The organism is Aureimonas sp. Leaf454, from assembly GCF_001424685.1.
Lineage (GTDB): Bacteria > Pseudomonadota > Alphaproteobacteria > Rhizobiales > Rhizobiaceae > Plantimonas.
On the sequence record NZ_LMQT01000001.1, the window covers coordinates 345938 to 367296 of the forward strand.

The 21359-nt window shown below is 66.3% G+C and carries 16 protein-coding genes and 1 tRNA gene; 2 read left to right on the plus strand and 15 right to left on the minus strand.

Features of this window, described 5'->3' with window-relative positions; genetic code table 11:
- Window positions 1-95: 95 nt before the first annotated feature.
- Together rpoH and ASG43_RS01545 are read right to left on the minus strand one after the other, a co-directional pair.
- A complete protein-coding gene (gene rpoH, locus ASG43_RS01540) occupies window positions 96-1001 on the minus strand; it encodes an RNA polymerase sigma factor RpoH (RefSeq protein ID WP_056499467.1) in 906 nt (301 codons plus the stop codon).
- A gap of 205 nt (window positions 1002-1206) precedes the next feature.
- Entirely contained in the window at window positions 1207-2190 is a 984-nt protein-coding gene (locus ASG43_RS01545; protein WP_056499469.1) for an RluA family pseudouridine synthase, read from the minus strand.
- 72 nt (window positions 2191-2262) lie between these two features.
- Here ASG43_RS01545 and ASG43_RS01550 point away from each other — a divergent pair, with 72 nt between their 5' ends.
- Together ASG43_RS01550 and ASG43_RS01555 are read left to right on the plus strand one after the other, a co-directional pair.
- On the plus strand, window positions 2263-2709 hold the full coding sequence (locus ASG43_RS01550; protein WP_056499471.1) for a hypothetical protein: 447 nt from the start codon (window positions 2263-2265) through the stop codon (window positions 2707-2709).
- A 75-nt stretch (window positions 2710-2784) separates the two neighbouring features.
- Window positions 2785-2859: transfer RNA gene (locus ASG43_RS01555), tRNA-Glu, on the plus strand.
- Between the two features lie 470 nt (window positions 2860-3329).
- Here ASG43_RS01555 and ASG43_RS01560 read toward each other — a convergent pair.
- From ASG43_RS01560 to tilS, 13 genes are all read right to left on the minus strand, one after another.
- Window positions 3330-3734, minus strand: a complete 405-nt coding sequence (locus tag ASG43_RS01560) for a hypothetical protein (RefSeq protein ID WP_244487945.1) — start codon at window positions 3732-3734, stop codon at window positions 3330-3332.
- Window positions 3731-5341: an ABC transporter substrate-binding protein gene (locus ASG43_RS01565; protein WP_244487946.1), complete on the minus strand. Its 1611-nt coding sequence runs from the start codon at window positions 5339-5341 to the stop codon at window positions 3731-3733. Before ASG43_RS01565 ends, ASG43_RS01560 begins: the two co-directional genes overlap by 4 nt.
- Window positions 5338-7719, minus strand: a complete 2382-nt coding sequence (locus ASG43_RS01570) for an ATP-binding protein (RefSeq protein WP_056499472.1) — start codon at window positions 7717-7719, stop codon at window positions 5338-5340. The genes ASG43_RS01565 and ASG43_RS01570 overlap by 4 nt, the downstream gene beginning before the upstream one ends.
- A gap of 164 nt (window positions 7720-7883) precedes the next feature.
- A complete protein-coding gene (locus ASG43_RS01575; RefSeq protein ID WP_056499474.1) occupies window positions 7884-8603 on the minus strand; it encodes a response regulator in 720 nt (239 codons plus the stop codon).
- Window positions 8600-10336: a DUF3369 domain-containing protein gene (locus tag ASG43_RS01580; RefSeq protein WP_082490527.1), complete on the minus strand. Its 1737-nt coding sequence runs from the start codon at window positions 10334-10336 to the stop codon at window positions 8600-8602. The genes ASG43_RS01575 and ASG43_RS01580 overlap by 4 nt, the downstream gene beginning before the upstream one ends.
- Before the next feature lie 47 nt (window positions 10337-10383).
- Window positions 10384-10734 carry a hypothetical protein gene (locus ASG43_RS01585; protein ID WP_056499476.1) on the minus strand — a complete coding sequence of 117 codons (351 nt, stop codon included), beginning with the start codon at window positions 10732-10734 and terminating at the stop codon, window positions 10384-10386.
- Between the two features lie 383 nt (window positions 10735-11117).
- Window positions 11118-12710: a phosphoglycerate dehydrogenase gene (gene serA, locus ASG43_RS01590; RefSeq protein WP_056499478.1), complete on the minus strand. Its 1593-nt coding sequence runs from the start codon at window positions 12708-12710 to the stop codon at window positions 11118-11120.
- 186 nt (window positions 12711-12896) lie between these two features.
- On the minus strand, window positions 12897-14072 hold the full coding sequence (locus ASG43_RS01595) for a phosphoserine transaminase (RefSeq protein ID WP_056499480.1): 1176 nt from the start codon (window positions 14070-14072) through the stop codon (window positions 12897-12899).
- Window positions 14073-14259: 187 nt separating this feature from the next.
- A complete protein-coding gene (locus ASG43_RS01600) occupies window positions 14260-15117 on the minus strand; it encodes an outer membrane beta-barrel protein (protein WP_056499481.1) in 858 nt (285 codons plus the stop codon).
- Window positions 15118-15346: 229 nt separating this feature from the next.
- On the minus strand, window positions 15347-16243 hold the full coding sequence (locus tag ASG43_RS01605; protein WP_056499483.1) for an outer membrane beta-barrel protein: 897 nt from the start codon (window positions 16241-16243) through the stop codon (window positions 15347-15349).
- A 153-nt stretch (window positions 16244-16396) separates the two neighbouring features.
- Window positions 16397-17743, minus strand: coding sequence for a phosphoglucosamine mutase (gene glmM, locus ASG43_RS01610; RefSeq protein ID WP_056499485.1), 1347 nt, complete (start codon window positions 17741-17743; stop codon window positions 16397-16399).
- Between the two features lie 211 nt (window positions 17744-17954).
- Complete coding sequence (gene ftsH, locus ASG43_RS01615) at window positions 17955-19883, minus strand: ATP-dependent zinc metalloprotease FtsH (protein WP_056499487.1); 1929 nt, start codon at window positions 19881-19883, stop codon at window positions 17955-17957.
- A 117-nt stretch (window positions 19884-20000) separates the two neighbouring features.
- On the minus strand, window positions 20001-21239 hold the full coding sequence (tilS, locus tag ASG43_RS01620) for a tRNA lysidine(34) synthetase TilS (protein WP_280137182.1): 1239 nt from the start codon (window positions 21237-21239) through the stop codon (window positions 20001-20003).
- Window positions 21240-21359: the final 120 nt, after the last annotated feature.

Genomic DNA, 21359 nt, shown 5'->3' on the forward strand with positions numbered 1-21359 from the left:
AAGGCAGACGCACGAACGGCCCCGCATCGCTGCGGGGCCGTTTTTCTGTCGATCGTCCCTCTCGGCCGTTGCTGTCGGCCGTTGCTGTCGGAATGTCAGGCGTCTTCGAGCACCCGCAACTGCTTGCGAGCGGCTTCCGCCGTGTCCTTCACGGCCTTCTGCACCTTCTCGAAGGCCCGCACCTCGATCTGGCGCACGCGCTCGCGGCTGATGTCGAACTCGCCGGACAGGGCTTCGAGCGTCAGCGGATCTTCCGCCAGACGCCGCGCCTCGAAGATGCGACGCTCGCGCTCGTTGAGGACGCCCATCGCGGATTTCAGCATGCCGCGGCGCTGGTCCAGCTCGTCCTGCTCGACGAGCTGCGCCTCCTGATTCTCCGACTGGTCGACGAGCCAGTCCTGCCATTCGCCGGACTCGCCTTCGGTGGCGCGGATCGGCGCGTTCAGCGAGGCGTCGCCCGACAGGCGGCGGTTCATCGAGATGACCTCCTCCTGCGAAACGCCCAGCTGCGTTGCGATGTGCTGAACCTGGTCGGGCTTCAGGTCGCCCTCGTCCAAGGCCTGGATCTTGCTCTTCATCTTGCGAAGGTTGAAGAACAGCCGCTTCTGGTTCGCGGTCGTGCCCATCTTCACGAGGCTCCAGGACCGCAGGATGTACTCCTGGATCGACGCCTTGATCCACCACATGGCGTAGGTGGCGAGGCGGAAGCCGCGATCGGCCTCGAAACGCTTCACCGCCTGCATCAGCCCGACATTGCCTTCCGACACGACCTCGCCGATCGGCAAGCCATAGCCACGGTAACCCATGGCGATCTTCGCCACGAGGCGAAGGTGACTGGTCACGAGCTTGTGTGCAGCCGCGCGGTCGTCATGCTCGGCATAACGTTTGGCCAGCATGTATTCCTCTTGCGGTTCCAGCATGGGGAACCGACGTATCTCCTCGAGGTAGCGGCTGAGGCCGCCTTCGCCCGAGGCGATGCTGGGTAGATTGGCTTGGGCCATGGATATAGCACCCCTTCCTTGCTGGTCGGCCGCTCAGTCCCTCGAGCCGGCCGGCGACGGGGATCGCGATACGCCGATCCCGCCACGTCCAATGTAGTCATTCCCTCGCAGAATTTCACGACGGAAAGTGGGCGCGTTTGGTTACGGATCGTCAAGGAAGGAACGCGGCAAGACCGGATCGGATGCGCGCAGATCGCCGGATCGGCTAATCCGTCGCATCGATTCCCAGCGCGGCGGCGAGGCGCTGGAGATCCCGGGGCATCGGCGTTTCGAAGCTCAGGGGCTCGCCGGTCGCGGGATGCTCGAAGCCCAGGCGGAAGGCGTGGAGCGCCTGGCGCCGGAAATCGACGATGACGGCCTGCGCCTCCGGCGACAGCGTGCGCGCCTTCGACCGGAAGCCCGCGCCATAGACCTCGTCGCCGACGAGGGGATGCCCGATATGGGCCATGTGGACGCGGATTTGGTGGGTGCGTCCGGTTTCCAGCACGCAGTCGACGAGGGAGGTCGGCGCCCCCTCCCCCTTGGAACGCGCCTTGAGCGCGAAATGCGTCACCGCTTCGCGCGCATCCGAGCGCGTGGCCGGCACGACCTGCCGCTTCACGCGGTCGGTGCTGGAGCGGCCCAGCGGCGCGTCGACGATCCCGGCCGGGCGCTCGGGCACGCCCCATACGATGGCGCGATAGGCGCGGACCATCCGGCCGTCCCGCCCATGGGCGGCGAACTGCTCGGCGAGGTCCCGGTGGGCGGCGTCGGTCTTGGCGACGACCATCACGCCGCTCGTATCCTTGTCCAACCGGTGCACGATGCCCGGCCGCTTCACGCCGCCGATGCCGGACAGACTGTCCGCGCAGTGATGCAGCAGCGCATTGACGAGCGTTCCCGTCCAGTTGCCGGGACCGGGATGGACGACGAGCCCCGCGGGCTTGTCGATCACGATCAAGGCATCGTCCTCGTAGAGAACGGCGAGCGGAATGTTTTCGGGCTTGGGGTCGGCATCGACCGGCTCCGGCACGAAGAGCTCGATCGTCGAACCCGCCGCGACCTTCTGCTTCGTCGCCGTCGCCGGCACGCCATCGACGAGAACCTCGCCGGCCGAGATCAACGCCTGGATGCGGCTGCGCGAGAGGTCTCCGGCGAGCTTGGCGCCGAGAAACTGGTCGAGACGCGAGCCCGCCGCCGAAGCTTCCACCTCGAAGCGACTGGACTCGGCTTCTTCATCACCTGTAGGAGCGGGGGAGATGGCAGCCTCCAGGGACGGATCATGACGGATATCGGCGACGAGGCGGCGGAGAAGCCGCTCGATCCAGCCACCGAACGGCTGCGCCGCAAGCTGGTGCGCCTGCTCGCGCTGTCGGTCTCGACGCTGTTCATCGGCGTTATGGCCGTGCTCGGTGCCATTGTCTACAAGCTGAACCGCGACGCTCCGCCGGCGAACCCGGCATCGGCCGACCTGTCCGTCTCACTCCCCGCAGGCTCGCGCCTCCTCGATCTCGCCGCATCGGGCGACACCGCGCTGCTTCGGCTCCAGTCCGGCGCGAACGGCACGCAATCGCTGCTGCGCATCGATCTCTCCACCGGCACCGTTCTCGCGACCTATCGCCTGGAGGGCCTCGCGGACCCATCCGGCGACGATCGGCCCCTTGCCGCCCCGGCGACCACGGGCACCGGCACGCCTGCGCCGATGCTCGATCTCTTCCGGACGCCCTGAACCGACTTTTCCACAGGGCTCAAAACCCTCTTGCCAAGCCGTCCATCGCCTTCTATACACCGCTTCACCGACCGGGCGCCCATCGTCTAGCGGTTAGGACGGCGCCCTCTCACGGCGCAAACAGGGGTTCGATTCCCCTTGGGCGTACCACTTCCCCCTTTTCATTCGTAAATCTGTGTTGGCGCGCCATCGTTTTGCGGTGCGCGGGTAGCCGATGTCCTGCGGGTCGCCGCCGTGACCGGATGACGCTCGGGGATCGGCGCTTCGCGCCTCCGGGCATACGTGTCTCCCTAAATTCGCTGAATCTGCAGCGCCGTCAGAGCGGCGAACAGATGGAGTGAGGGCAGGAACGCGCATGTCGGCAGACCGAGGTCTGCGCTCTCCGGATCGATCGTCGCTTCGAATGCGTCTTCCTTGACGTGACGCCGTGACGAGGATGGACAACGCCGACGTCTCGATATGGACCAAATAGCTTCGCCGAATGCGGTTTGCCCGAACGCGTTTCTCCTGCTCCCGAAGCGAGGTTGCCGATCAGGGTAAGCGCAAACGGACGGGGCGACGATCGGCCTGCGAGACTGGCTCGGCCGTGGAGCGTTTGGCGGGAATCCGCGTCGCCTGGTTTACGTGGTTCCATCCGCGCTGCTTTGCGCTTCGAACCATTGTGCATAGGGCGTGTTCCTGGCGAGATGCCGGTTGAGGTCCGGCGCGCCGTCCGTCCACCAGACGGGACCCCGCTCGCCGAGCCCCTGCTTGGCCGCATCCACGAGCGCGCGGGCGCGTCGTCGGGCGGCCTCGTCGTCGCCGGCATCGCGGACCGCCCGACGGGCCGACATCAGCTCCGCGACGAGCCGTTGGCGCTCGGCATCGGCAAGATCGGGATTGCTCGTGCGCCAGAGGCGGCCGCGCACCACGATGTAGCGCCCGTCGGGCGTCTTCAACGGCCCGCCGGGCGGCGCCTCGGCCGCTCCGGAGGCCGACGCCCCGGGCGAAACGGGGTCCGGCTTCTTCGCGCGCATCCGTCTCACGGCGCGTCCACCAGATCGACGGTCTCGACGACGTGATAGCCGAGAGGATCGATGATGAAGCCCTTCACCTCCTTGCGCGCCGCGACCATGAAGAGGGAGTGAGCGATCGGAACCCAGGGCGCCTGATCGTGGAAGATCGCTTGCGCCTTGGCGTAGAGTTCGGTGCGGCGAGCGACGTCCGCCATGGTCTTGGCCTCCACCACGAGCTCGTTGAAATCCTTGTCGCACCAGCGCGCGATGTTGTTGCCGCCGACACGGGCGGCGAGACAGCCGAGAAGCGTGTGCAGGAAATTGTCGGGATCGCCGATATCGGCATACCAGCCGAAGATCGCAAGCGTGAAGTCGCCGCTCTGCATGCGGTCGCGATAGTCCGTCCATTCCGCCGACCTCAGGTCGAGCTTCATGCCGAGCTTGGCGAGATCGGCCTGCATCATCTCCGCGATCCGCTTGCCGTTCGGCGCATAGGGGCGGTCGACCTCGGGATACCAGAGATCGACCGTCAGCCCCTCCGTGATCCCGGCCTCGGCGAACAGTCTGCGAGCCGCCTCGATGTCATAGGGATAGGGCGCGATGTCGCGGTTGTAGCCCCAGAGCGTCGGCGGCATCGGGTTGACGGCCGCGACGCCCGTTCCGGGATAGACGGCGGACAGGATCGAAGCCTTGTCCACGGCCATGTTGATCGCGCGGCGCACCCGGACGTCGTCGAAGGGCGGCCGCGTCGTGTTCATCGCGAGATAGCCGACATTGATCCCTTCGGACGTATGGAGCGTCAATCGCGGATCCCCGCGGATCTCCGCCGCGTCCTCCGGTGGAGGAAAGGCGGAGATGTGGCATTCTCCGGCCTTCAGCTTGGTCAGGCGTGCGGCGGCCGTCGGCGTGATGGAGAAGACCAGCGTGTCGATCGGTTGCCGGCCGCGCCAATAATCGGCGAAGGCCCGGTAGCGGATCGTCACGTTCGGGCGGTAGCTGGCGAACGTATAGGGTCCGGTGCCGATCGGCTGCGTGTCGAAGAGCTCCTTCTTGCCCGCCTTCAGGAGCACGTCGGCATATTCCGCCGAGAGGATCGCGTTGAACGACATGGCGAGGTCCGACAGGAACGGAGCTTCGGCCCGCGTCAAGCGGATGCGCACGGTGTGATCGTCGGGCGCATCGACATTTTCGAGGAGATCGGCCATGCCCATGTCCTGGAAATAGGCAAATCCTCCCCCCTCGGTCGCGTGGTAGGGATGATCGCTCTTCCACTGCCGCATCAGGGAAAAGACGACGTCGCGGGCGTCGAAGTCGCGTGTCGGCGTGAACAGCGCGTTGGAATGGAAGCGCACGCCGCGGCGCAGCTTGAACACGTAGTCCCGGCCGTCCGCGGACACCGTCCAGCTTTCGGCAAGCGCCGGCATGATCGTCGTGGTGCCGATCTTGTACTCCACCAGATTGTTGAACATCGGATGGGCCGCATCCATCGCGGTTCCGGTCACCGCGAGCTGCGGATTCAAGGTCTCGGGATTTCCCTCCGAGCAGAAGACCAGCGTCTTCGCCTGGATCGGCGCGGCACAGGACATCGCGGCGAGAAGGCCGAGGCAGGCGAGCGACAGGCGAGGCGAACGCATCATCGGCGGGGTCCGGGGACGGGTTGCGGTGCCGCCTCGGCGGCGCCTTGGATGGGCGCGCGAAGCGGCAGATCGATCGTGAAGCGGGCGCCGGGCAGCGGATCGCGTCCGAAGCGGACGCTGTCGGGCGCTCCCATGACGATGGTGCCGCCGAGCGTCGCGGTCACGAGGTTGAAGACGATGTGCAGGCCAAGGCCCGTGGAACCGGTGCCGCGCCCGGTGGTGAAGAAGGGATCGAACACGCGACGCCGGTTTTCCAGAACGATGCCGCGGCCGTCGTCGGAAAAGATCAGACGAACGCCGCGCCCCCGACGTGCGATTTCCAGGCGAACGATGCCTTGCACGTCCGGGGGAAAGGCGTGCGCGAAGGCGTTGGACAGGAGGTTCGTGAGAACCTGCGCCAGGGCGCCGGGATAGGAATCCATCTCGATATCGGCTTCGCAGTGGATCTCGGTCGCGTGCCCGGCCCGCTTGATCAAAGGCCCGAGGCTGGTGAAAAGCTCCTCCGTGAACGCCTGGAGTTCGAAGCGCCGGCGCTCGCCGCTGGCCTGGTCCACGGCCACCTGCTTGAAGCTCTGGACGAGATTGGCGGATCGTTCGAGATTGGCGAAGATCAGCCGGGCCCCCTCGCCGGCGCGCTCGACGAAGCCGTCGAAGGCGGCGCGCGTCACGCGCCCCTCGCGCGCATCGGCCTCGAAGGCGCGGACCTCCTCGCTCATCACGGTCGCCGTGGTCAGCGCGACGCCGAGCGGCGTGTTGATCTCGTGCGCGACGCCGGCGACGAGTTGGCCGAGCGAGGCGAGCTTCTCGGCCTGGATCAGTTCCGACTGGGTCTGCTTCAGCTGCAGCAGCGCCTCTTCCGTCCGTTCCTTGGCTCCGCGCAGAGCCCCTTCGCGCTTGCCGAGCTCGCGCAGGAAGTGGTTCGTCGCCCGCGCCATGGAGCCGATCTCGTCGCGCCGGTCCTCGTCGGGCAAGGGGCCGCTCGCGCGCCGCGCCGCGCGGTCGAGCATCCCGTTCTCCAGCCGCTTGAGGGGCGTCAGGATCGATCGCGCGACGAACAGGGCGGTCGCCGCGCCGAGCACCAGGCCGATGATCGCGCCGACCACGAGGATCTGCCGGACCGTGGCGCCGATCGCCTCGGCATTGGCCGAGAGCTGCGTGTTGAGCGATGCGACTTCGAGCAACATGATCGAAGCGACGTCGCCCATGCCGCCGAGAATGGCGTTCTGGTCGGACAGGCCCGTCTCGATACGGCCAAGCCCATCGCGCCATATGTCCAGCGCATCGAGCATTTCCGTCTGGATCAGCGGCGAGATCGGCTGGGATGCGATCGTATCGCCGAGACGGATGCTTTCGCCGATGATGTCGGCGACCGCCGCCGCATCGCGACCGGAAAAAGCCGCCAGCGTCCGCTCCCGGAGCTTCAGCGTCGCGATGGCGATGTTCTGCGTCGCCTGCTCGGTCTCGTGCGCCTGCACCGTGTAGGTCAGCAGCTCGGCGACCTGGTCGTGCAGGGATCGCTGTTCGCTCGACTTCACCTTGAGGAGACGGTCCAGCCAGTCGAGGGCCTTGTCCGCGGGCTCTCCGGCCAGCAGCCCGGCTGCGAGCGTGCGGAAATTGCGCGCCTCCGCATCGGCGCCGGAGATCTGGAGCGCCGCGCCGAGATCGTCGGTCGCATGGGCGAGACGGGCGCTGGAAAAGGATCGCGACGCCCTGGCATCGTCACGGCCTCCGCCGCGTTCCTGGTCCGTGATCGCGATTCGGGCGGCGAAGGCGGTGTCGACGATGCCCTGCGCGGAGCGCAGTTGAGCATCGCGTTCGGTGAGGGTGCTGACGACGTCGGCATTGGACTGGTGCTGGCGCTTTCGCGCTTCGTCGGTGAGCCCGATCAGACTGTTCAGCCTCTCGTCCATTTCCGCAAACAGCATGTCGTTGCGCGCCGTCATCCGCGCGAGGTCCCGCATCGCGCCGAGATACCGGCCGGCATTCTCGCGGATCGAGGCGATCGCTCCGTCGTTGTCGGCGCCGAAGCTGCGCTCCTGCAGGGATCGCAGCCCGTCCTCGGCGGAGGAAAGCGAAGCGTCGAAGGCCGCGAAATAGCGTGCGCGCGCGCTGTTCGAGGCAAGATAGGCATCGCGGGCGCTCATGGCGGAAACGATCTGGCGATAGATGGTCGCGACCTTCAAGGCGCCCTCATGCGCCGTGTCGGCGCTCTGCAGGAGGCCGAAGGAGGCGATGGCGAGCGCCGTCGCGATGAGGATCGGAATGGCGCCGACCAAGAGGATGGAATGACGGATCCGGATTGGGAGGATGCGGTGCGCACGCGCGCCGATGCCGGCTTGGGCCGGGCCGCTCAAGGCCGTCGGAGGCTCATGGCGCAAGGCGGCCTGCCTCGTCCGGCGTGTCCTTCGTCCGAGCCTCCGGCCAATCCGTCATGCGCTGATGTCTCCCCAACGTCAGTGAACATCAGAATGTCGATCCGATGTTTCCGGCGCATTTCGCGACGAAACGGCCGCGCCACGCGGATGGCACGCGCTGTCCGGACTCAACCCTCCGGCGCGAAGAGATAGCCCGATCCCCGGATGGTACGGATGATGGTGGGATGAGCGGGATCGGCCTCGATCTTGCGTCGGATGCGCGTGATGCGAACGTCGATGGAGCGATCGAAGGGATCGGTGTCGCGGGCATTGGCGAGCGTCAGAAGCCGTTCGCGCGAGAGGACGCGGCGCGGGTTCTCGGCAAAGGCCTTGAGGAGATTGAACTCGCTCGGCACCAGTTGCAGCTCGTTGCCCTCCTCGTCGCGCAGGAGCTGCGTGTCGAGATCGAGGATCTTGGCGCCGAAGCGCACCTCGCGGCGCGGCAGCGCGGGAAAAACGGACGGGGCGGCCGACGACGGCTGGCTCCGCCGGATGACCGAGCGGATGCGCGCCAGAAGCTCGCGCAACTCGCAGGGCTTGGCGAGATAATCGTCGGCTCCCAGTTCCAGCCCGACCACCCGGTCGACGAGGCTCGCGGTGGCCGTCAGCATGATCACCGGCACGCGATGTTCGCTTTTCAGGAAGCGGACGATCGAAAGGCCGTCCTCGCCCGGCATGTTGAGGTCGAGCACGACGAGCGCGGGCTCCTCCTCCGCCAGCACCGCGCGAAACGCGGTGCCGCCGTCGCAGAGCGTCACGCGGAAACCGTTCAGCGCGATGTAGTCGCCGATCATGTCGCGTGTCGCGGCTTCGTCGTCGACGACGATGATGAGGGGATCGCGGCTCATGCCTTCGCCTTCGTGCGGAGCGGCAGGGCAAGGGCGAAGCTCGCCCCGCCGAGCGGTCCGGTTTCCTCGATGTCGATGCGTCCGCCATGGAGGTCCACGATCTTGCGGACGATGGAAAGGCCGAGCCCCGTCGAACTTTCGCCGCCGGTCGGCTGGGCCGAAAGGCGTTGGAAGCGGCCGAAGAGCCGTGTGACGTCCTCCGGCTTCAGGCCGGGACCGCTGTCGGCGACGCAGACGAGCGCTTCCATGCCGAAGCGACGCGCCGAAACGCGGATGCGGCCGCCGGCGGGCGTATACTTCACCGCATTGCTCATGAGATTGTCCACCGCCTCCATCAGGCGATCGGGATCGGCCGAAATCGGCAGGCCCGGTTCGAGGTCGACCTCCAGCACCTGATCCTTTGCACCCGCCAGTCCCTCGTTCAGATCCGTCACCGCGCGTACGATGGCGGCCAAGTCGACGTGACGGCGATCGATGGAGATATCGAATGCGTCCGCCATCGCGTCGGCGACCGATCGGTCGACGATCCGGTTCATCCGCTGCGCAGCCGTGCGGACATGTCCGATCTGCAGACCGATCGCGGCGGCTGGCTCCTCCGGCAAATCCGCCACCAGCGTCGACATCATCTCCGTTCGCCCCAGAATGACGGCGAGAGGGTTCTTCAGATCGTGGGCGATCGTTCCCAGGATGTCGTTCTTGAAGGCGTTGACACGTTTCAGCTGCGCGCCCTGGGCTTCGAGCCGCTCGTTGGCGCCGGCAAGCTCCGCCGTTCGCTCCTGCACCCGCCGTTCGAGATCGGCATTGGCGCGCGCGAGGCTTTCGGTCAGTCGCACATTGTCGAAGGCGACGCCGAGCTTGGCGGCAAAGACCTGGACGAGGGAGCTCTGCGTCGGCGTCAGCGCGTTCGGCGCATCGAGGAGCACCAGAATTTCCGATCCGCCATTCGTCCGGAGATAAAGCCGCTTGGGCCCGGCGGCGCCGAACGCGTGCCCGCTTTGCGACGCGTCGGCGAAATGCGCCGCCACGTCGAGATCAGCCGGGTCGAGCGATAGGAACGGTCCGGTGCTCGCGAGGATCGAATGGACCCCGTCCGCGGCCTCCCGGAGGACCAGAATGCCGCCGCAATCGATTTCGAGGAGCGCATTCAGCTGGATCAGCACGCCCTTCGCCAAGGCCTTGAGGCATCGGCTGTCATAGAGCGCGGCGGCCGATGCGACGATCATTTCGAGACCGAGCCGCGTGTCGTCGAGGCGGCGCAACTGCTCGTAGCTCCGCAGGGAGGCCGTCAGGGTCGTGAAGAGCCGCTCCGCGGTCAGTTCGGTCTTCGCCTTGAAATCGTTGATGTCGTAGTCGACGACGATCCGCTGCTCGGGAGCCTGTCCCGGTTGCCCGGTCCTGAGGATGATCCGAACCAACGCGTTGCCGAGATCCTCGCGGATGCGACGCGCGAGCTTCAACCCGGCATCCTCGCTCTCCATGACGACGTCGAGGAGGACGATCGCCGTGTCGGGGTGATCGCGCAGGAGGCCGAACCCCTCGGCGGCCGAGTGAGCGGACAGAAGCTGGAAACCCCGTCCGTTCAGGCGGTAGTTGCGCAGGGCATAGCGCGTTCCATCGTGAACGGCCTGATCGTCGTCGATGACCGCGAGCTTCCAGGCGCCCGTCTGCGGAAAATGCGCCGAGCGCTCGTCGGAGATCGTCGGCGGGGCGAAGGTCATGTAGTCGGTCGACATCGCAAGGGATCCCCACCCTCTGCGGCCCTTTCCCCGGCCACGGAGATTTAGCAAGTGATACACATCTTTTTGAACGGGGGGAGTCGTTTCGGCACGGTGGAACCCGTCGATCGCGCGTGCCCGACCGAGAAACGTCGATCGCACGCATCGATCGACGCAGACCGGCAGGCACGGCGTTGCCGCTGCAGGTCGACGCAATCGGAATCGTCGAACTCGCAGTGATCATGCGTCGGCGCCGGTCGCGGCAGCCGCTCTCTCTGCCGGGCGCACCCGAGCCGCCTTAGCGCGCGGAGAAGACCGGTGCCGAAGGAGAAACGTTCGGACGGCCGAAAGCGCGCCTTGCAGAGGGACGAGGCATCGGCTTCGCCGGCAGGTCCGCGAACGATGATCTTCGGCATGATGGTCTCCCTCCCGCGCTCGCTCGAGGCGTCAGCCGTTCCGCACCCGGAGGGCGGGACATAGGAGAGAGTTGTTTCGCGAGAGGTTCGGACAAGAAGCGAATGGTTTCGCTTCGATTTCGTTTTCGCGTCCAGGGACGAGGACGCCAACGCGTCGAAGTCCCGGCGGCCGATCGCGAAGCCCCGCTCGTCGCGAGAGAGTTCGACGCCGGTCCAGTGCGTCCGCTGTCTGTCGGCGGACCGCCGGCTCGGCCCGGTCGGGGCGACGGAAACGGCCGGCACCCCACCGACGCACGAAACGGCCGGCCTTGCGGCCCGGCCGTTTCGTCCTTCCCGATCCGATCCCGTCGCCCGTGCGGGCGACAGGATGTCTTCGATTCCGCTCAGATGTCGAAGGACAAGAGCTTCGCCTGACCGATCTTCTTGAGATTGCGGATCTCTTCCATCACCCGCTCCTCCAGCGGCTCGTCGAGATAGAGAATGGCGATGGCATCGCCCCCCTTCTCGTTGCGGCCGAGATGGAAGTTCGCGATGTTGATGCCGTTCTTGCCGCACATCGTGCCGAGCTCGCCGATGATGCCGGGCTCGTCCTTGTTCGTCGTGTAGAGCATGTGGCGGCCGACCTCGGCCTCCATGTTAATGTCCTTGATCTGGATGAAACGCGGCTTGCCGTCGGAGAAGCAGGTGCCCGCGACCGAGCGCGAGAACTTCTCCGTCGTGACGGTCAGCTTGATGTAGCCGTCGAAGACGCCCGACTTGTCGCGCCGCACCTCGGAGACGATGATGCCGCGCTCCTTGGCCATCAGCGGCGCGGACACCATGTTCACCGACTGGACGAGCGGCTTCAGGAGCCCGGTCATGGCCGCGCTGGTCAAGGCCCGCGTGTTCAGCGTGCCGGGAAGGCCATCGTAGACGATCTCGACGGATTTGATCGGATCTTCCGTCACCTGTCCGACGAAGGCTCCGAGGATCTCGGCCAGCCGCACGAAGGGCGTCAGGATCGGCGCTTCCTCGGCGGTGATCGAGGGCATGTTCAGCGCGTTCTGCACGGCGCCCGCGATGAGATAGTCCGACATCTGCTCGGCGACCTGAAGGGCAACGTTCTCCTGCGCCTCCTCGGTCGAGGCGCCGAGATGGGGCGTGCAGACGACGTTCGGCAGGCCGAAGAGCGGGCTTTCCTTGGCGGGCTCGGTCTCGAACACGTCGAAGCCCGCGCCGGCGACCTTGCCGGACCGGATCGCCTCGGCGAGATCGGCCTCGACCACGAGGCCGCCGCGCGCGCAGTTGATGATGCGCACGCCGTCCTTCATCTGGGCGATCGCCTTGGCGTCGATGATGCCCTTGGTCTTCTCGGTCATCGGCGTGTGGAGCGTGATGAAGTCCGAGCGCTTGAAGAGACCGTCGAGCTCCACCTTCTCGATGCCGAGCTGGGCGGCGCGCTCGGCCGACAGGAAGGGATCGTAGGCGATGACCTTCATCTTCAGGCCGACGCCGCGGGTCGCGACGATCGCGCCGATATTGCCGCAGCCGAGAATGCCGAGCACCTTGCCCGTGATCTCGACGCCCATGAAGCGGTTCTTCTCCCACTTGCCGGCCTGCGTCGAGATATCGGCCGCGGGCAGCTGCCGGGCGACGGCGAACATCAGCGCGATGGCGTGTTCGGCCGTGGTGATCGAATTGCCGAAGGGCGTGTTCATCACGATGATGCCCTTTCGGCTGGCGGCGGGAATGTCGACATTGTCGACGCCGATGCCGGCGCGCCCGACGACCTTCAACCGCGTCGCCGCCTCGATCAGCTTCTCCGTGACCTTGGTCGCGGAGCGGATGGCGAGACCGTCATACTGGTCGATGACGGCGAGGAGCTGGTCCTTGTCCTTGCCGAGATCGGGCATGTAATCGACCTCGACGCCCCGATCCTTGAAGATCTGAACGGCGGTCGTGGAAAGCTGGTCGGAAACGAGAACGCGGGGTGCCATCGGATGGTCCTTCGGGAGCGTTGACGGCCGGGCGCCATCCTCTCCCCTTGGGAAGACGATGAACGGCGCGAAGCGGCGGCCGATTGATGGAATCGGTTGATAGCACCGCAGACCCCTTCATCCGGCCCTTGGGCCAGCTTCTCCCGCTAGGGGAGAAGACGAAGGCGCTCATGCGGTGGAGATCTGTCAGGCGGCCTGCGCGAGCGAAGCCTTCTGCGCCCCGTAGGCATAGCCGAGCCAAGGCATCAGGGCTTCCAGATCGGATGCCTCGACGGTCGCGCCGCACCAGATGCGAAGACCGGGAGGCGCATCGCGATAGGCGCCGATGTCGAGGGCGACCCCCTCCTTCTCCAAGAGAGCGACGACGCCCTTGGCGAAGGCCTCCTGCGCGTCCGGCGTCAGCGCCGAAACGGCGGGATCGACGAACTGCAGGCAGACGGAGGTGTTCGAGCGGATCGCTTTCGACGTGGCGAGAAAGCCGAGCCAGGGATTGGCCTCGACGAAGCGCTCGACGACGGCGAGATTGGCGTCGGCGCGCGCCTTCAGCGCATCGAGCCCGCCGATGGACTTGGCCCAGGCGAGCGCGTCCAGATAGTCCTCGACGCAGAGCATCGACGGCGTGTTGATCGTCTCGCCCTTGAACAGACCCTCGATCAGCTTGCCGCCGGAGGTCATGCGGAAGATCTTCGGCAGCGGCCAGGCCGGCTTATAGGTGAGGAGGCGCTCCACCGCGCGCGGACTGAGGATCAACATGCCGTGGGCCGCCTCGCCGCCGAGAACCTTCTGCCAGGAGAAGGTCACGACATCGAGCTTGTCGTAGGGCAGATCCTGCGCGAAAGCGGCCGAGGTCGCATCGCAGATGGTGAGTCCGGCGCGACCGGTCGGGATGGCGTCGCCGTTCGGCATGCGCACGCCCGAGGTCGTGCCGTTCCAGGTGAAGACGACGTCACGATCGAAATCGACCTCAGACAGATCGACGATGTCGCCGTAAGCCGCCTCGAAGGTCCGGACGTCGGCGAGCTTCAGCTGCTTGACGGCATCCGTCACCCAACCGGCGCCGAAGCTTTCCCAGGCGAGAAGATCGACGCCCCGCGCCCCGAGCAGCGACCACATGGCCATCTCGACGGCGCCCGTGTCGGAGGCCGGAACGATGGCGATGCGATAGTCGGCGGGAACCCCGAGAATTTCGCGGGTGTCGTCGATCGCTTTCTGAAGCTTGGCCTTGCCGGCCTTGGCGCGGTGCGAGCGCCCGAGCGGCGCGTCGGACAGAGCCTCCAGCGACCATCCCGGTCGCTTGGCGCAAGGGCCGGACGAAAAACGGGGATCGGCCGGACGCAAGTCCGGTTTTGCGAAGGTCGCCATCTGATCTATCCTCACAGATAGTTTGCATCCCGTTGGGGGGATGTGTCCCACCGCTGGAGGTATTCCCAAGTGCGGCGGCCGTCAAGCGACATTTGACCAAACATTTGCGACAGGTTCGAATGTAATATGGGCGACGAAGCATCGCTTCGCCGCCCTTTCGCTGTCCGTTGGTCGTCGGTCCGAAGATCTAGAAGAGCGAGTAGCGCAGGCCTGCCTGGATCGTGTGGCGATCGAAGCCCTTGTCGAAACCCTGGGTACCGACGGCTCCGCCCGCGGCGGTGTCCTTGTCGAAGCCGAACATGTCGCCCTCCTCGACGTTCACATAACGGTAGCCGACGTCGAGCTTCAGGGCCTGCGTCAGATCGTAGGACGCGCCGGCCATCAGGGCGTAGGCGAAGCGCCAGTCTTCCAGGCCGGGATGCGTTCCGGTGTAGGCCACCGCGCCGACCTGGCCGTTGACGACGTTCTGCGCGGTGTTGGTGAGCGCATCGTACTCGATGTGGACCGCGCCGACGCCGGCGCCGACATAGGGGGTGAAGCCGGCATAGGTGCCGAGGTCCACATAGGCGTTGGCCATCAGCTCCCACGCCGTCATCTCGGTCTTGTCGGTCGAGACGCAGCTCGAGCTCGACCGTGCGACGCCGAAGCAGTCGATGCCGAAGCCGCCGGTATCGGTGCCGTGCGCGTCGCTCTTCCAGTAGTGCGCCGTCAGGTCGCCGCGGAGGAATTCGTTGAACTGGTAGCCGACACCGACGCCGACATTGGCGTTTTCCTCGATCTTGAAGCCGTCGTATTCCTGCGTCTCGTAGAAGGGCGAGCAGTTCTTGCAGAGCGGACCATAGGTCCGATAGCCGGCGTCGAGGTCGCTCTCGAAATCGTAGGACACGTCGCCGCGCAGGTACCAGCCGGAGCCCACCTCGACGGGGACGACTTCCGGCGCCGGCTCGTAATACGGCTGCTCGATGATGTCGGCGGCCTGAGCCGCAGACGCGAGCGCCGCAAGACTCGCGGCGCCCAACAGGATGGTTCTGACGACGGCATTCATGTCTACGCTTCCCCAGGCTTCTGCCCGTTGGAGCAACGGGGCAAATCGAACTGGAGCAACTCTGCCGCAAAAGCCTTAAGCGGGGATTAACCGTGTTCCTTAACCGCGTTTCGAAGCCGTTTTTTTACCATGACGGCGGGAAAGCCGATCCGGAAGAACCGCACCGAAAACGACGAGGGCCGCCGTCGCAAAGCGACGGCGGCCCTCGGGGGCAAGACCGCGAAGGTCTTCAGTAGAATTCGTAGCGAAGGCCCGCGCGGACCGCATGCACGTCGAAGCCGTCATCGCGGCCCTGGACGCCCGTCGCGCCGTACTTGGTGTCGGCGGCGTCATAGCCATAGGCGTCGCCGTCGTCGATATGCGTGTAGCGGTAGCCGGCGTCGAGCTTCAGCGACTGCGTGATGTCGATCGTGGCGCCCGCCATCAGGGACGTCGCGAGGCGCCAGTTCTCCTCGCCGGGATGAACGCCCTTGTAGGGCGCGACATTCGCGCAGCCGGGCTGCGTCCCGCAGAAGATCTGGCGGTTCACGTCGTCGTAGGCGACATGGGCCGCACCGATGCCGGCGCCGATATAGGGCGTTACCGGACCGAAGCGGGCGATATCGACATAGGCGTTCGCCATCGCGGTCCAGATCGTCGCTTCCGACTTGTCGTGATACTTACAGCCGCCGGCGACAGGGCTGATGTTGTAGCCGATCTCGACGAGATAGGCGCAATCGCTGGTGCCGTCGACATCGGTCTTGAAGCGATCGACCGTCACGTCGGCGCGGAACTGGTCGCTGAAGCGAAAGCCGGCGCCGACGCCGATCGATGCGCCGTCGCGCAGCTTCATCTCGTCGTAATGGACGACCTCGTCGATGCCCCGGTCGACCGTGCCGGAACCATAATTGTAGGAACCGTCCTGGTTCCGCTTGCCGTCATGGCCGTAGTTCCAGAAGCCGTAATCGCCTTCCGTCTTGCTCTTGAAATTGTAGCCGACGTCGCCGCGCAGGTACCATCCGCTGACAACTTCGGGAAGCGGCTCCGGCTCGTAGACCGGCTGCTCGATGATGTCGGCGGCGCGGACGGGCACTGCGCCGGCCAGCAGCCCGAGGGCGATGAGGGAAAGAGTGCCGATCGCGCGCATTGCGTTGAATCTCCGGACCTTTTGCGGACCCAGCCGCATTGACGTCGAGATTCTTTTTAGCGCCGGATGGTTAATGCCCTCTTAATGCGATGTTGGCATTGCGATCGGCCAGCACGAAGCGGCGATGGGCACGGGCGGTTCCGAGTTCCCGCTTCAGGCCGCCACGCGACCGAGCGCCCCGACGATGTCGTCGACGATCGTCCGCACCAGGATCGGGTCGTCTCCCTCCGCCATCACGCGGATCAGGGGTTCCGTGCCGGACGGACGGATGACGATCCGGCCCGACTGGCCGAGCCGGTCGCGGCCGGCGGCGATCGCATCCTGCACGCTGAGCATTTCCAGAGGCTCGCCGCCGGAAAAGCGCACGTTCTTCAAGACCTGCGGGACCGGCTCGAACTTGCGGCAGGCTTCCGACACCGAGAGCCCGTTCTTGCGCACCACCGCCAGAACCTGGAGCGCGGAGACGAGACCGTCGCCCGTCGTGCCGTAATCGGAGAGAATGACATGGCCGGACTGCTCGCCTCCGACATTGTAGCCGTGCTCGCGCATATGCTCGACGACATGCCGGTCGCCGACCTTCGTGCGGGCGAGTTGGAGCCCCTTCTCCTCGAGGAAGCGTTCGAGACCGAGATTGGACATGATGGTGGCGACGATGCCGCCAGCCGCGAGGCGGCCATCCTCGGCCCAGGATTCCGCGATCACCGCCATGATCTGATCGCCGTCGACGACGCTGCCGTTCTCGTCGACGATGATGACGCGGTCCGCGTCGCCGTCGAGCGCGATGCCGATATCCGCCCTCACCTCGCGCACCTTCGCGCAGAGAGCCGCGGGGCTGGTCGAGCCGCAGTTCAGGTTGATGTTCGTGCCGTTCGGATCGACGCCGATCTTCACGACATCGGCGCCGAGTTCCCACAGAACCTCCGGCGCCACCTTGTAGGCCGCACCGTTGGCGCAATCGATCGCGACGCGAACGCCTTCCAGGGACAGCGCGCGCGGCAGGGTCCGCTTGGCGAATTCGATGTAGCGGTCATGGACGCCGTCGACGCGCTTGGCGCGGCCGAGCCGCGTGCCGTCCGCGAGGCGCCGCGACAGGTCTTGGTCGATCAAGGCCTCGATCTCGGCCTCGCCCTCGTCGGAAAGCTTGTAGCCATCGGGGCCGAAGAGCTTGATGCCGTTGTCCTCGAAGGGATTGTGCGACGCGGAGATCATGACGCCGATATCGGCCCGCAGCGAGCGCGTGAGCATCGCCACGGCCGGCGTCGGCATCGGACCGAGCAGGAAGACGTCCATGCCGGCGGCGGTGAAGCCGGCGACCATGGCGTTCTCGAACATGTAGCTCGACAGGCGCGTGTCCTTGCCGATGACGACGCGGTGCCGGTAGTCGCCCCGCTTGAACGACAGGCCCGCCGCCATGCCGACCTTCATCGCGATCTCGGCGGTCATCGGGAAGGTGTTGGCCCGTCCGCGAATGCCGTCGGTGCCGAAGAATTTCCTGCTCATGGCGCTTCCCCGCAAGCGATGACGAACGATCGTCGTTTCGGGCAGCCTTCGCAGGAAGATGCGAAAAACCCGTGAGCGGGCGGCTGCAGCCGGCCATCCTACCGGCAATCCCTTTTCATAGGCCTAATCAAACGAAAAGGGCGATCGTCAAGACCGCCCTTTCGTCAGCAAGGATTTTCGGCGGAGGGAATGATCCCCAGCCGCAGTGCCGTCAGGCCGTCGGCTGCGGCTCCAGACCGCCCTCGCGCGGACCCGAAGGCTTGATGGAGCCGGTCTTCGGCACGGCGGAGCCGCGCGACGGCGGCGTGTCGTCACCCATGTCGCGCGCGAGCGGCTTGCCCGCGATGAGGTCGCGAACCTCGTCGCCCGACAGGGTCTCGTATTCGAGAAGCCCCTTGGCGACGATGTGCAGCTCGTCGATATGCTCGTTCAGGATCTTGCGCGCCTTGTTCTCGGCGACCTCCACGATGCCGCGCACCTCGGAATCGATGAGCCGCGCGGTGTCCTCCGACATGTTCTGCTGCTGCGAAACGGAGTGACCGAGGAAGATCTCCTCCTGGTTCTGCCGGTAGCGCAAGCGGCCGAGCTTGTCGCTCATGCCGTATTCCATGACCATCGCGCGGGCCATGTTGGTCGCTTGCTGGATGTCGTTCGAGGCGCCCGTCGTCACGTTGTCGAGGCCGTAGATGATCTCCTCGGCGGCGCGTCCGCCGAAGATCATGGCGAGACGGGCTTCCATCTCGTTCTTGCGCATGCCGTAGCGATCGCGCTCCGGCAGGTTCATCGTGACGCCCAGCGCCCGGCCACGCGGAATGATCGTGACCTTGTGCAGCGGATCGTTGAAGGGCTCGTGAATGCCGACGAGGGCATGGCCGGCCTCGTGATAGGCGGTCAACGCCTTCTCATCCTCGGTCATGGCCATGGACCGGCGTTCGGCGCCCATCATCACCTTGTCCTTGGCGTCCTCGAATTCCAGCATCGTCACCAGCCGCTTGGAGCGGCGCGCCGCCATGAGGGCGGCCTCGTTGACGAGATTGGCGAGATCGGCGCCGGAGAAGCCGGGGGTTCCCCGCGCGATCGTCTTCAGGTCGACGTTGGGCGCCAGCGGCACGTTGCGGACGTGAACCTTCAGGATCTTCTCGCGGCCGCCGACATCGGGATTGGGAACCATGACCTGACGGTCGAAACGGCCCGGCCGGAGAAGCGCGGGATCGAGCACGTCCGGACGGTTGGTGGCGGCGATGAGGATGATGCCCTCGTTGGCCTCGAAGCCGTCCATCTCCACGAGAAGCTGGTTCAGCGTCTGCTCGCGCTCGTCGTTGCCGCCGCCGAGGCCCGCGCCGCGATGACGACCGACAGCGTCGATCTCGTCGATGAAGATGATGCAGGGGCTGTTCTTCTTGGCCTGCTCGAACATGTCGCGCACGCGGCTCGCGCCGACGCCGACGAACATCTCGACGAAGTCCGAGCCCGAGATCGTGAAGAAGGGGACGTTCGCCTCACCCGCGACGGACCGCGCCAGCAGCGTCTTGCCGGTGCCGGGAGGCCCGACGAGCAGCACGCCGCGCGGGATCTTGCCACCGAGGCGCTGGAACTTCTGCGGCTCGCGCAGGAATTCGACGATCTCCTCGAGATCCTGCTTGGCCTCGTCGACGCCCGCCACGTCCGCGAAGGTCACGCGGCCGTGCGCCTCGGTCAGAAGCTTGGCCTTGGACTTGCCGAAGCCCATCGCCTTGCCGCCGGCGCCGCCCTGCATCTGCCGCATCAGGAAGATCCAGACGCCGAGGATGAGGAGGATCGGTCCGAAGGACAGAAGCATCGACCAGATCGGGTTGGAATTGTCCGAGGGTGGGCTGGCCGTGATCGTCACGCCCTTGCCTTCCAGGCGCGAGACGACGTTCGGATCTCCCGGCGAATAGGTCTGGAAGCCGTTGGCCCCATCCGAATAGTTGCCGGTGATTCGGGGACCCTGGATCGTCACCGACCGAACGCGGCCGGAATCGACGTCGGACAGGAACTGCGAATACGGAATTTCACGCGACCCGGCGCCCTGCGATCCGCTGGAGAAGAGCTGGAACAAGGCGATCAACAGAAGCGCGATGATCGCCCAGAGCGCGAAGTTGCGAAAATTCTGGTTCATGTTGTGTCCTGCAAGTGGGCGGCGATCGCCCTTTCGGCGCGTGTTTCGAAGATAGGTGTCGATACAATCCTTGCCAACTGTCTCCCACGCTTTTGCGGCAATATGCGGTCCGCCCGGTTAACCCGTCGCACCGACGGCCGCTGGGGAAGGCAGGTCGGCGGCCAGCCGGGCCGCGACGCGTGACGTCAAGGGGAGCCGCGCCGCGTCGGGGACCTTGCGGGCCAGGATGTCCGGCACGGCGAGGACCCGGCCCGCTCCGTCCACCAGCACCGGCATCGTTCGTTCCCGGGTGTTGCCGAGGCCGAGCGAGCCGAAGGCCACGAGCCGACCACCGCCGTCAGTCGATCCGAACGGCCCCTCCCGCTCCAGCGACACGTTGAAGCGCCGGTCGAAGACGACCGCACCGTTCGATCCCGTGAGGTCGACGGCCTCCGGCCCGCGTCGGCCGTATTCGCGGGAGAAGACGACGTCGTCGCCGTTCTCGACGCGCACGCCCCCGAGGGTCGCCGCGGTCGGCCCGACATCCACGGGCACCGCGGGAAGACGCTCCAAGGCCGCGCGTTCCGGCGCGTGCTCCAGGCCGGACACCGCCGTCAGAACTCGGGCCAGGAGGTCGGCCCGGACATCGGAGGCGAGACCGGCGATGCGGGACGCCGCCAGCCGCACGGCGCCGTAGCCATCGACCCGAGCCGCCATGCCCAGCTCACCGTGAAAGAGCGCCAGTGCCACGCGGAGGTCGGCGGCATCTCGGCGGGCCCCGTGCTCCGACATCGCGGCGAGGATGCGTTCGCGCTCTTGGCGTCCGAATCCGGCCGCTTCCCGCCTCAGGCGAACCCGCAAGAACCGCTCGTCGCGGTTGCTCGGGTCCTCCACGAAGGGCAGTTCGCGGGCACCACCTGTCGCCCGCAGCATCGCACCGGGAAGATCGAGGAACGGCCGCAGCAGCGCGACGCCCGGACCGAGCTCGCGCCGCGCCCGCATGCCGGCAAGCCCGCGATCCCCTGCCCGCCGAAGACGGGCGAGGAGATGCGTCTCGATCTGGTCGTCCTCGTGATGAGCCACCACGACGCGCGATGCGCCGATGCGCCTTGCATGCGCCTCCAGGAGAGCGTAGCGCGCCTGCCGCGCGGCCTCCTGGAGGTTCGAGACGGGCTTGGCGCCGGTCCAGCTGAGGATATCGTGGGGAAGGCCGCAGTCCCGGGCCACGCGTCCGACGCCGGCCGCCTCCTCGCGGGACGCCGTCCGCAAGCCATGGTCGACGGTCGCGACGTGAAATTCGACGCCCTGGCGGCCGACTTCGCCTCGGATGTCGAGGGCAAGAGACAGAAGCGCCATTGAATCCGCCCCGCCTGACACGGCGAGCAGGACGGGACCTTCGACGGATGATGAGTCCGACCCGCACAGCGACTGGAGCAGCCGCGACGACGCAGGGAGCCTCGTGTTCGATCGGGGGCTTGCGCCGCGCTCGATCGTCCC

Coding starts and splice junctions, on each gene's coding strand:
- rpoH (WP_056499467.1), bottom strand. CDS start 1,001: ATGGCCCAAGCCAATCTACCCAGCATCGCCTCGGGCGAAGGCGGCCTC.
- ASG43_RS01550 (WP_056499471.1), top strand. CDS start 2,263: ATGACGGATATCGGCGACGAGGCGGCGGAGAAGCCGCTCGATCCAGCC.
- ASG43_RS01565 (WP_244487946.1), bottom strand. CDS start 5,341: ATGATGCGTTCGCCTCGCCTGTCGCTCGCCTGCCTCGGCCTTCTCGCC.
- ASG43_RS01575 (WP_056499474.1), bottom strand. CDS start 8,603: ATGAGCCGCGATCCCCTCATCATCGTCGTCGACGACGAAGCCGCGACA.
- ASG43_RS01580 (WP_082490527.1), bottom strand. CDS start 10,336: ATGTCGACCGACTACATGACCTTCGCCCCGCCGACGATCTCCGACGAG.
- ASG43_RS01585 (WP_056499476.1), bottom strand. CDS start 10,734: ATGCCGAAGATCATCGTTCGCGGACCTGCCGGCGAAGCCGATGCCTCG.
- serA (WP_056499478.1), bottom strand. CDS start 12,710: ATGGCACCCCGCGTTCTCGTTTCCGACCAGCTTTCCACGACCGCCGTT.
- ASG43_RS01595 (WP_056499480.1), bottom strand. CDS start 14,072: ATGGCGACCTTCGCAAAACCGGACTTGCGTCCGGCCGATCCCCGTTTT.
- ASG43_RS01600 (WP_056499481.1), bottom strand. CDS start 15,117: ATGAATGCCGTCGTCAGAACCATCCTGTTGGGCGCCGCGAGTCTTGCG.
- ASG43_RS01605 (WP_056499483.1), bottom strand. CDS start 16,243: ATGCGCGCGATCGGCACTCTTTCCCTCATCGCCCTCGGGCTGCTGGCC.
- glmM (WP_056499485.1), bottom strand. CDS start 17,743: ATGAGCAGGAAATTCTTCGGCACCGACGGCATTCGCGGACGGGCCAAC.
- ftsH (WP_056499487.1), bottom strand. CDS start 19,883: ATGAACCAGAATTTTCGCAACTTCGCGCTCTGGGCGATCATCGCGCTT.